This is a genomic window from Wolbachia endosymbiont of Atemnus politus (assembly GCF_013309895.1).
Genome location: NZ_JAAXCS010000040.1, coordinates 1 through 10,346, shown reverse-complemented (window position 1 = coordinate 10,346; position 10,346 = coordinate 1). Strand labels below are relative to the sequence as shown.

Sequence of the window (10,346 nt, the reverse complement as noted above, 5' to 3'; positions counted from 1 at the left end):
ACCTGCAGGTCAAAAACAAGTTTTGAGTCAGAAATACCCTTAGTAGCATGATAATAAGATTGGTGGGGGTTGTCAAGGAGTTTCTTTGTTTCATTTAAATTGCTTGCAACCTTTTTATACACTCATCTTTGCCGAGAATTACCATGATATCGATGATTCCAGGTGCGTCCATTATCCCAGTTATTGGGGCACGTAATGAGTGGTAAACATCGCTTATTTTCATATCATGTAACTTTGAAAATTCCTTGATCTGAGAAGATAAAAAACTCTTATTCCAGCCTTCATTGCTGATATTTGAGAAAAACGATGCAAGTAACTTGATTGCATTGAGGTTAGATTTAACGATTTGCTCAGCTTCTTCACTTAAATCAAGCGGCGGATCTTTTATATAAAACTGTGCTAAATCCAGTAATTCAGTCAGGTAATTTGCTCTCTTTTTTAGTTCTGTTAATCCTTGCAGTAAATAGCTCTTTTTCTTGTCATTTAGAGTACGTTCTCCAAGTATTAGAGTCAAAATATCCTCATTACTCATATTATTAATATAATGGTTATTCAAATGCTCTAATTTCTTAAAATCAAGCCGCGCAGGCGAACGACCGATACTTTCCAAACTAAACCACTCTATCGCTCGCTCATCGCTAATAATCTCATCATTGCCGTGACTCCAGCCAAGTCTCAGTAGGTAATTACGCATTGCTTCTGGCAATATCCCCATCTTCTCGTAATCGCAAACACTTGTCGCACCGTGCCTTTTAGACAGCTTATTTCCATCTTCTCCATGGATAAGCGGTACATGCGCAAAACGTGGAGTATCAAAACCAAGGGCCTGGTATATTAGCATTTGCTTGAAGGTATTGGTGAGATGGTCAGAACCACGTATAATATCGGTTATTCCAGCATCATGATCGTCAACCACTACCGCAAAAATATATGTTGGAGTGTTATCAGAGCGTAGAATCACTATATCATCAAGTTGGTCGCTATTTATTTTAACCTGACTGTATATTTTATCGTCAACAACGATATCTTGCGAGTTTGGCACTTTAAAGCGTACAACAGGCTTTACGTCCGATGTCACATTAATACACTTGTGCTTATATATTTTTCCTTCTTCTCTCGCTTTTGCCTTCTTTTCTGTAACTTCATCCTCAGGACAGTAACAGTGATATGCCTTACCTTTCTGAGCAAGAAGATTTGCAACTTCAATGTGTCGCTCTATTCTTTTTGATTGGTATATTATTTCTCCATCATAGCTTACACCAAGCCATTTCAGCCCATCTATTATCGAATCGATTGCCTCCTGTGTTGAACGTTTTCTATCGGTATCCTCAATCCTCAGCAAAAACTTACCGCCATGGTGCTTTGCATAGAGCCAATTAAATAAGGCAGTACGAGCTCCACCAATGTGCAAAAACCCTGTTGGCGATGGAGCAAATCTAGTGACTACACCTGACATATTCGTTTGTTACAGTAATGTAAACGATGATAGCTAAAATTTATGCTTGCAACAATGTGGAATTACTGTAAATTACTGATCCTATGAAGATAAAATTGTGTTTATTTTTCATAATTTATGTTATATGATTTAAAGTTGGTTAAATATAGCGGGGTATGTTATGGGTGAAGATATAGCAAAATTGCTCTCAGATAATGAAGGTAATATCAATTGGTGTTACGCTGGTCCATTTGATAAAACAAAACAAATAGCGAATGGAGACAGTCTCTTACATTTAGCTGCAAGAACAGGAAACGTTGAAAAATTTTTGTTAATTTTCAAGAAAAGTATTGAAAGTGATGCTCATTTATTAGAATACAATAGCGATCAAGAAAATCCATTTCACATAGCAGCAGTGATGAGGATATTGCCGGATGTAGTAAGAGGAATATTCAAGCATTTGGAATCTGAAAAAACTAACCCAAACAGTGATTCGAAAAAATTAGAGAATGTCAAAAACTATGTTAAGGATGCATTGTGTAATAGGTGTGCGTTAGATAAATCTAAAAAGACTCCTCTCGATTGGGTTAGTAAAACAGTTAGGAAGGAAATAAAAGAAATTGCAGGCATAAAAGATAGTCTTATGTGTAATAGGAAATTTCACTTATGCTTATATATAGTAGGGGCTATAGCGTGTATTGCTGCAATGTGTTTATCTTTGTACTTTTTATTTTTGGGTTCTCAATCTCTTGCATTAGGTTCAATAGCTGGGATAGCCTCTGGCGGGGCTGCGTATTTGTCAGGCAAAGCATGTAGTGAGATGTCTGACTTGAGTAGTGTAAGTACTCCAGCGGAAGAAGCTAGTCTTACAGACCTTTTGAGGGGACAAACTGTAACTCTTTAGCAGAAATAGAAATCACTTGCAGGCAATGATATAGAAATGTACTTTCTTAACTTAAGAAAGTATACTCACACGATGACAGAAAAGAAGTATAGTAAAATTCTAATAGCAAACAGAGGGGAAATTGCCTGCAGGATCATCAGAACTGCTCGCAGAATGGGCATATCTTGTGTATGTGTATATTCAGATGCAGATGCAAATTCTGTACATGTAAGACAAGCAGATGAATTAAGGTACATTGGCCCTTCGCCTGCTTATCTCAGTTACTTAAATATTGAAAAAATATGCGAGGCAGCAGCCGAAACAGGCGCACAGGCAGTTCATCCCGGCTATGGTTTTTTAGCGGAAAACCCTGATTTTCCACGTGCTCTGCAAAAACACAATATAGATTTCATCGGGCCAAGCGCAGAAACAATAGAAGTTACAGCCAATAAAATAACAGCAAAGGAATCCGCAAGAAAAGCTGGAGTGAATGTAGTGCCAGGATACATGGGCAAGATCAACGATGCTGCTCACGCAGCTAGCGTTGCTGAAGAGATTGGTTTTCCTGTAATGCTGAAAGCTGCATCAGGTGGCGGTGGTAAAGGCATGCGAATTGTAAACTCCAAAAAGGAAATTGAACTGGCATTTACATCGGCAACAAATGAAGCAGAAAAAAGTTTTAAGGATGGCAGTATCTTTGTAGAGAAATATATAGAATTACCGCGGCACATTGAAATACAAATCATAGCAGACAAATATGGCAATGTAGTGTGTCTTGGAGAGAGAGAATGTTCAGTACAAAGAAATAATCAGAAGATAATAGAAGAAACGCCAAGTCCATTCATCAGCGAGAAAGTAAGACAGGAAATGTATGCCCAATGTGTTTCCCTAGCAAAGCAAGTTGGCTATTTTTCAGCAGGCACTGTTGAGTTTATTGTAGATAAAGATCAAAACTTCTATTTTCTTGAGGTAAATACAAGGTTGCAAGTTGAGCACCCGGTAACAGAATTCGTGACTGGAATAGATATAGTAGAAGAAATGATAAGAATTTCCTGTAGAGAAAAATTAAGGTTCAGTCAGGATGATGTTAAACTTACTGGTTCTGCGATAGAAAGTAGAATTTGTGCTGAAGATCCATCAAAAAGATTTTTTCCTTCCAGCGGAAGAATAAAATATTACGACAAACCAAGTGGAAATGATCATGTAAGAGTAGACGATGGAGTTGCTGCAGGTTCAGAGATCAGCATGTTTTATGATTCAATGATTGCAAAAGTGATAACATATGGAAAAGATAGAATAGAAGCAATCAGCAGAATGCAAAAAGCGTTGTCTGAATGTTATATAAGGGGAGTAACAAATAATATAAAGTTTCTAGAATCTATATTCCATCATCCAAATTTTGTTGCAGCAAAGCTCCACACGAGATTCATTCCAGACCATTACCCTAGCGGATTTCATGGTGTTTTTGTTACAGAAGAATATATTAAAATATTTATTTTCACTGCACTATATTTAGAAAATGAAGAAAAGTACCACAATCAACCAGTGGATGGAATATTTATAGTATCAGTAAATGACAACGAGTACTCTGTAAACGCAAAGTACCACAATAATACATTAACAACAATATACAACCATAACACATATTCTGTAAGTGGTAAGTGGAGATCGAGTTATAGGTTGTTATGTATCGCAATTAATAATGATATCGATATAACACTTAAAGTGGAAAGGCAAGACAGCAAATACTCTATAAGACAAGCTGGAATGCAAGCTGAGTGTTGTGTATTTAAGCCTCATGTAGCTGAATTAAGTAAGTTGATGTTAAACAATGAACCAGAAGTGGTTGCAGTAGATGCTGTAAAATCTCCAATATCTGGTTTATTAGTTAAACTACATGTAAATGTGGGAGATCAGGTAGAGGTAGGACAACCTTTATTTGTTGTGGAAGCGATGAAAATGGAGAATATTATATGTGCTGAATCGGAAATGGTGATAAAAAATATTCCCGTTCAAGAAGGAAAAAATGTACAGATCGGCGATGTGATATTAGGTCTGCTTTCTTAAATAACACAAGAAATATAAACTTGATCCAAATAAGATAAATGAAAACATTTGGTGAGCTATAGCAATGGCCATTGGTATGTGTAACAACAGAGTAACTATCCCTAAAATTATCTGAATGATGACTGAAAGCAGCATAGCGTATACTAGTTTTATACTGGCATTTTTTATTGTGAGTATTACCGTCAGTACTAATATTAACAATGCCAGTGCTCGGTGTAAAAATTGCACTGTCACTCTGTTCTCAAAGATATTTAACCATGCAGGTTGTAAGAAAAATAAATCTTCCGGAACGGTTTGTCCGTTCATTAGTGGAAAAGTATTGTAAATCAAACCGGCATTCAATCCCGCAACAAACGCACCGAAGATTATTTGTATCATGACCAGAACCAAAATAATTCCTACGTAGTACCTGGTGTTATAACTAACCTTAAATTTTGTTTGCTTTGGCCTGATTTGGTAATCAAAAAATTGATATGACAATAATGCAAAAATAATCAATGCGAGCAGCAAGTGAAGTGCAAGCCTGTAGTGACTAACATAAGGCTTAGCCACCAAGCCGCTTTTCACCATGTACCAGCCAGCACAAACTTGTAAAGCTCCAAATAATACTGCTATAAATAGCCTTATTGCTACCTTTTTAGATATTTTTCTTCTTATTATAAAATACAAAAATGGCAGGATAAAAACTAAACCCGTTAGTCTTGCAACCAATCTATGTACATATTCTATTAAGTATATAGTACGAAACTCCTCCATACTTATACCATAATTAAATGCTTTATATTCAGGTGTAGTCTCATACTTTAATTTTTCTTGCAGCCAGTCTTGTTCACTCAGTGGTGGTAGTGTTCCAGTAATGGGTTTCCACTCCGTGATTGACAATCCTGCTTTTGAAAGTCTGGTAAACCCGCCGATCCCAACCATGAGAATCACCGTGGCAGAGCAAAGAAAAAGCCAGATAGTTATGTATTTTGATTGCTTTTGTTCCATAAACCATGCTGAGTTTTGTTCCATCGTTGAGGATAAACAATAAATTCCCACAAGGCGAGAAAAGCTGCAATACTGTGTAGCAGACTATAGACAGGAAAAAATACTGATACTATATAAAAGTATAAAGGCATCTTTTGCTGTTTGATAGCCATCACCAAAAGAACCAGGTTAGTGATGTATACCACTACAAAGTAGTACAGAAATAATTCATTTAAAATGTGAGTTAACATTAATGAAAGCAATAAGAATGGAGTAGTAAAAAATATAAAAGCTGCAGAACCAACAAAGAGGTTCAATAGCAAAATTCCTCTAAATCCAGTGTGTTTGTAAAATGACTTTATGCTTTTTAAATGGACAATGTAAGTTTGCATATAACCTTTGATCCAGCGCACTCTTTGCTTGATCCAAGCAAAGACAGTAGTTGGTGATTCTTCCAATGTTTCCGAATCAATCATCCTAGTTTTATACCCCATTTGTGCAAGTCTTAAACCGAGGTTAGCGTCTTCAGTAACATTATAAGCATCCCAGAAAAGCACTTTCCTCAAAATTTCCACTGAAAAATGATTACTGCTACCACCAAGAGGTATTGGCATGTTCATTTTTTGAAATCCTGGCAATAGATATTGAAACCAGTTCATATACTCCAGAGAAAAAGATCTTGTAAGAAAACTACAGTTATAATTGTAATAATTTAACCTCGCCTGCACACAGGCTAACTTATTGTCGCCCTTATTGAACTCAATTAGTGCTTTTTTCAACTGCAGTGGATCTGGCCTGTCATCCGCATCATATATTACCACATACTTTCCTCTGGCAAAGCTCATGGCAGAATTGCATGACTTAGCTTTTGTTTTAGGCAAAGAATGAGGCACTTTTATCACTTCAAAATATTGCGGTAAAGTATATTCTTCTATAGCTGTAAGCATTTCCTGATCATCACTTTCTATCAAAAGTTTCGCATCCAGTTTTGATTTTGGGTAATCCAAATTTTCAATGCTTTCAATCAATTGCCCTATCACTGCACTTTCTTTAAAAGCTGGCAACAAAATGGTATATACAGGAAAATCTTCTTCGTTTATCTTATCACAATCTATTTTTTGGTTGGAGGTTCCACATAAGCTAAAAACTGTAGTTATAAATTTGAATAAATAACTAGAACATCCAACTATAAATATCAACATCAAAGCAAAGTAGGTGTACTTTTCTGTGAGTGTTAAAATTGAAGTTGTAATAAAAAAAGAAGCGGAAAATATCGGACTTAGCTTGATACCCTTAACTGAAAAATCAGGGTTCTTGTAATATAAGTAGCTGCTTGCAAATTCTGAAATACCAAAGTGTGAGTTAAGAAGATCTAAAATCTGTCTGCCATCTACTTCTATCAATACGTGGTCATTACTGTAGTGGGCCTTAATCCAATGGATGCCATCCTGGCTTGTATTTTCAACCATAAAAAAAGTAGTATTATTTAATTTTTGCCAAGGAATTATATTAAATTTATAGTAAAAGAGCTTTTCTTGCTCTTTGCACAAACTGGAATCGAGCTTAATTTTTTCTATATTACTAGTTTGAGATACAGGCAGCTGTTGCATTCAATCTAATGCAATTTTTTATTTAAGTCACGTGAAAGCGAAGATATGATCTCGCTACTGCGCTTATCATCCTTATGCTCTTGCATTATTTTTTTTACAGCATCAGCAGCTATATTCGCTGTACTAGCTTGTAAATCTCCAATGGCTTTTTCAACTTGGTCAGTGACTTTTTTCAGGTGGAAGCGGGCATTGTCATCTAACGTCTGGTCCAGTTGTTGTCTATTGTACTTAATGATACTATTAGCCTTATCAAGTGCTTCATTCATTATTTTATTAACTTCTGCATCTAATTTTTTGTATTTTTCAGAAGACTCCTTATAGTATTCCAACATATCTCTTCTAAATTTTTCAATCTCTTCACTCGTAAGCTTGCTCTTGTTACGTTTTTTGTTAAGAGCGTTTTTTATCACTTTCTTCAGCAACCTATACGAAAGAATAAAACCTACCAAGAAAGCAAGACCGACGATCATTGATGTAGACATAAAAACCTCTAAAATTCTTTGGATATCAAGTGAGCAACAAACTTCTCTTCAATTTCAGAACTGGTTAATTTATTGTAGTAAATTAAGGCAATATCAGTAGTCATTTGCTTTAATTCATTAGCATATTCAGATTTAAATTTTGCTACTTTTTCTTCAATAAGCTTGTTCACTTTTTTATCTTCCTCTTCTAATATATTTTTCACACTTGCTCTCATTTCTTCTACCTGGGCAAGTGATTTACCTATGATCTTTTTTGCTTGTGTTCTAGCTTCGTTTAAAGCCGCATTATATTTAATAGTCTGGTTTTCTACAAGTTTTAGAAGATGAACAGAACTATTAAAAGAATCCAGCACTTTCTTATTTCTAATATTTATTATTTCATCCAACTTTGGTAAAAATAAACAACTTACTACAAAAAAAAGCGAAGAGAAAAAAATTAAAAACCAAAAAACCTGAGAAGAGAAAGTTGAAACATCAAGTTGTGGCATATTAAACAACAAATATTAATAGCAGTGCAAGCAGAAATGCAAATAATCCCATTGCTTCAACTAAAGCTGCCCCTGTATAGACATATTTTTTCATCTTATCTTCTGACTCAGGGTTTCTTGCAAGCCCACTTAACATAGTAGAAAATATATTTGCTACACCAAGACCAGCTCCAAGCATACCAAGTACACTCAAACCAATCGCTATAAATTTTAAAGCTACTAAATCCATACATTACCTTTAACCATTTCCTTACGATATTAATTATAAAATGTTCTGCAGATAAAGTCAATTACTTTACTGCATCTGACAAGTATACACATGTTAAAGAAGCGAATATGTAAGCTTGTAGAATTGCAACAAACACTTCAAATCCTATTAGTGCAATTATAAACAAAAACGGTATAGGGGTTAGAGTGAAATGCATACTCATAACAAACCCTGCTATCACTTTAATAATTGTATGACCTGCAATCATGTTTGCAGCAAGCCTTATTGATAAGCTTATAGGTCTTGCCAAATAAGCAAATAGCTTGATAAAAATCATCATGGGAGCAAGCCATGACGGAGTACCTTCCGGCAACAATATGCGTAAAAATTTTATTCCCCTTTCTTTGAATCCAACAACAGTTGTGTAAGTAAAAACTATCATCGATAAGGCAAAAGTAACTATCACATGACTTGTGACTGTAAAACTATAAGGAAGAACACCAATTAAATTACACGACAAAGTGAAAATAAATACTGTGAATATCAACGGAATGTGCTCCAAGCCTCTGCTTCCAGCGTTACTTTCTATTATTGAAATAACAAAATCATATATACACTCAACCGCAGCTTGCAAATATCCTGGTATTACTGATCCCCGTCTTACCCCCAAAAGCAAGAAAAGTACAACCGATATTACCGAAATCATCATAAAAAGAGATGAATTGGTGAAATTTATGTCGTACCCAAATAGTTTGGGTAATTCTATTATTGCACATATTTTAAATTGTTCTAGCGGATTTAACGCCATTTCGACCCTATAAACTTAGACTACAACAGTAAATAAAGTATAAATTTTATAGGATAAAGTCAAGAGTTAAGATGATGTAGGCTCTGTAACACAGAGCTTCTTTTATTCACTTTATTTTAAAATCACAATTTTTTATATTATCTTTGATAGCTTGGGTATCCTTTGAATAATTCTTTTTGTATGCCATTTGCTAGCAAACAAAATTGTTCAATAGTTAAGTTTTCTGGACGTTCGTTACCACTTAACTTAGCGTTTTCAAGAATAGTTTCAGTATGACTTGCTATATTTTTCAAGCTGTTTCTCAGCATTTTTCTCCTTTGAGCAAAAACAGTACGCGTTAATTTCGTTAAAACTTCTAAATTTACTGCAAATCTTTGGGTAGGCAAAGGATTCACTGTAATTACTGAAGAATGCACTTTTGGCCTTGGAAAAAACTCTTTAGGTTCAATATCAAATTCCTTGCTTATATCGCATAACAATTGGCTTAGCACCGATAGGGAACCATAGTCTTTAGAATTTGGTCTTGCTATAATGCGATCTGCTACCTCTTTCTGAAACATCAATGTCAAACTCGCAAAAAATTTTATGTTGTTTAACCACTTTAAAAATAATGCTACTGAAACATTGTAAGGTAGGTTAGCAATAACTTTGACAGGGCGTTCTACCAGATCCTCTTCTGTAACATGAAGTGCATCGGCTTCCATGATTCTAAACTTTCCTTGGCGTTCATTGAGCAATTGGTCATGATACTGCACTAAACTACTATCTTTTTCTATAGCCAGCAGAGATTTTGGATTATATGCCAATATTTCCCTTGTTAATGCACCATATCCAGGGCCAATTTCAATTACGTTAAAATCTTCCAAACTACCAGCTAAAGCGACTATTTTCTTTGTTATCTCACTCGATAAAATAAAATTTTGCCCTAGGCTTCTTTTTGGCTTCAATAAAAATTTTCTCATACTATTTCAGTATGCAATGTTTTAGTAATTATAAAAGTAGTTGACTGGAATTCGTTGATAATTGTATATATATTTAATGCCGGCTTAGCTCAATTGGTAGAGCAACTGACTTGTAATCAGTAGGTTGTCAGTTCAAGTCCGACAGCCGGCACGTGTAGTAATTCATACTTGATCTGACAAACAAGAATTAACGTAGTTTAAACTGCTATCAACACCTTGTATCTATTCAGTACAGAACAGATGCATATTCTTTTTTAAAGCAATACTCTTAGTATCTAAAAAGGTCTGCATAGGTGTTCTTCCATAGTAATATTTTCCTGAGCAAGGCCTTGTCTCATTATAGGAACGCAGCCACTGGTCAACGTCTGCTTGCAAATCTTCTAAAGAATTGTAAGTCTTCTTTCTAAAAAGAATACGGTAACACTCATCCTGCA

10 protein-coding genes, 1 tRNA gene and 1 pseudogene are annotated in these 10,346 nt (G+C 35.2%); 3 read left to right on the top strand and 9 right to left on the bottom strand.

What is annotated here, in order from left to right; genetic code table 11:
• Positions 1 to 94 precede the first annotated feature (94 nt).
• Positions 95 to 1,456, bottom strand: coding sequence for a glutamate--tRNA ligase (gltX, locus tag HET73_RS03725; protein WP_174132804.1), 1,362 nt, complete (start codon positions 1,454 to 1,456; stop codon positions 95 to 97).
• 160 nt (positions 1,457 to 1,616) lie between these two features.
• Between gltX and HET73_RS03720 the strand changes: the two genes are divergently transcribed.
• Together HET73_RS03720 and HET73_RS03715 are read left to right on the top strand one after the other, a co-directional pair.
• A complete protein-coding gene (locus tag HET73_RS03720; RefSeq protein WP_174132803.1) occupies positions 1,617 to 2,339 on the top strand; it encodes a hypothetical protein in 723 nt (240 codons plus the stop codon).
• A 72-nt stretch (positions 2,340 to 2,411) separates the two neighbouring features.
• Positions 2,412 to 4,385, top strand: coding sequence for an acetyl-CoA carboxylase biotin carboxylase subunit (locus tag HET73_RS03715; protein WP_174134035.1), 1,974 nt, complete (start codon positions 2,412 to 2,414; stop codon positions 4,383 to 4,385).
• Here HET73_RS03715 and HET73_RS03710 read toward each other — a convergent pair.
• The 7 genes from HET73_RS03710 to rsmA all read right to left on the bottom strand — a co-directional run bounded on the left by HET73_RS03710 (position 4,368) and on the right by rsmA (position 9,912).
• The gene (locus HET73_RS03710) at positions 4,368 to 5,399 is read right to left on the bottom strand and encodes a COX15/CtaA family protein (protein ID WP_174134034.1); all 1,032 of its coding nucleotides are present in this window, start codon (positions 5,397 to 5,399) and stop codon (positions 4,368 to 4,370) included. The two genes, HET73_RS03715 and HET73_RS03710, sit on opposite strands and share 18 nt — an antisense overlap.
• Positions 5,348 to 6,964, bottom strand: a complete 1,617-nt coding sequence (locus HET73_RS03705) for a glycosyltransferase family 2 protein (protein WP_246209973.1) — start codon at positions 6,962 to 6,964, stop codon at positions 5,348 to 5,350. The genes HET73_RS03710 and HET73_RS03705 overlap by 52 nt, the downstream gene beginning before the upstream one ends.
• Positions 6,965 to 6,969: 5 nt before the next feature.
• Positions 6,970 to 7,446 carry a hypothetical protein gene (locus tag HET73_RS03700; protein WP_174132800.1) on the bottom strand — a complete coding sequence of 159 codons (477 nt, stop codon included), beginning with the start codon at positions 7,444 to 7,446 and terminating at the stop codon, positions 6,970 to 6,972.
• Positions 7,447 to 7,454: 8 nt separating this feature from the next.
• Positions 7,455 to 7,934, bottom strand: a complete 480-nt coding sequence (locus HET73_RS03695; protein WP_174132805.1) for a F0F1 ATP synthase subunit B family protein — start codon at positions 7,932 to 7,934, stop codon at positions 7,455 to 7,457.
• Position 7,935: 1 nt separating this feature from the next.
• A complete protein-coding gene (locus HET73_RS03690; protein ID WP_168455548.1) occupies positions 7,936 to 8,163 on the bottom strand; it encodes a F0F1 ATP synthase subunit C in 228 nt (75 codons plus the stop codon).
• Positions 8,164 to 8,224: 61 nt separating this feature from the next.
• A complete protein-coding gene (locus HET73_RS03685) occupies positions 8,225 to 8,950 on the bottom strand; it encodes a F0F1 ATP synthase subunit A (protein ID WP_174132799.1) in 726 nt (241 codons plus the stop codon).
• A 137-nt stretch (positions 8,951 to 9,087) separates the two neighbouring features.
• The gene (gene rsmA / locus HET73_RS03680) at positions 9,088 to 9,912 is read right to left on the bottom strand and encodes a 16S rRNA (adenine(1518)-N(6)/adenine(1519)-N(6))-dimethyltransferase RsmA (protein ID WP_174134033.1); all 825 of its coding nucleotides are present in this window, start codon (positions 9,910 to 9,912) and stop codon (positions 9,088 to 9,090) included.
• A gap of 78 nt (positions 9,913 to 9,990) precedes the next feature.
• Here rsmA and HET73_RS03675 point away from each other — a divergent pair.
• Positions 9,991 to 10,063, top strand: a tRNA-Thr gene (locus tag HET73_RS03675).
• A 71-nt stretch (positions 10,064 to 10,134) separates the two neighbouring features.
• Here the strand turns inward: HET73_RS03675 and HET73_RS03670 are convergent.
• A pseudogene (locus HET73_RS03670) lies at positions 10,135 to 10,346 on the bottom strand (IS481 family transposase); the annotation flags it as partial.

Coding starts and splice junctions, on each gene's coding strand:
- gltX (WP_174132804.1), bottom strand. CDS start 1,456: ATGTCAGGTGTAGTCACTAGATTTGCTCCATCGCCAACAGGGTTTTTG.
- HET73_RS03720 (WP_174132803.1), top strand. CDS start 1,617: ATGGGTGAAGATATAGCAAAATTGCTCTCAGATAATGAAGGTAATATC.
- HET73_RS03715 (WP_174134035.1), top strand. CDS start 2,412: ATGACAGAAAAGAAGTATAGTAAAATTCTAATAGCAAACAGAGGGGAA.
- HET73_RS03710 (WP_174134034.1), bottom strand. CDS start 5,399: ATGGAACAAAACTCAGCATGGTTTATGGAACAAAAGCAATCAAAATAC.
- HET73_RS03705 (WP_246209973.1), bottom strand. CDS start 6,964: ATGCAACAGCTGCCTGTATCTCAAACTAGTAATATAGAAAAAATTAAG.
- HET73_RS03700 (WP_174132800.1), bottom strand. CDS start 7,446: ATGTCTACATCAATGATCGTCGGTCTTGCTTTCTTGGTAGGTTTTATT.
- HET73_RS03695 (WP_174132805.1), bottom strand. CDS start 7,934: ATGCCACAACTTGATGTTTCAACTTTCTCTTCTCAGGTTTTTTGGTTT.
- HET73_RS03690 (WP_168455548.1), bottom strand. CDS start 8,163: ATGGATTTAGTAGCTTTAAAATTTATAGCGATTGGTTTGAGTGTACTT.
- HET73_RS03685 (WP_174132799.1), bottom strand. CDS start 8,950: ATGGCGTTAAATCCGCTAGAACAATTTAAAATATGTGCAATAATAGAA.
- rsmA (WP_174134033.1), bottom strand. CDS start 9,912: ATGAGAAAATTTTTATTGAAGCCAAAAAGAAGCCTAGGGCAAAATTTT.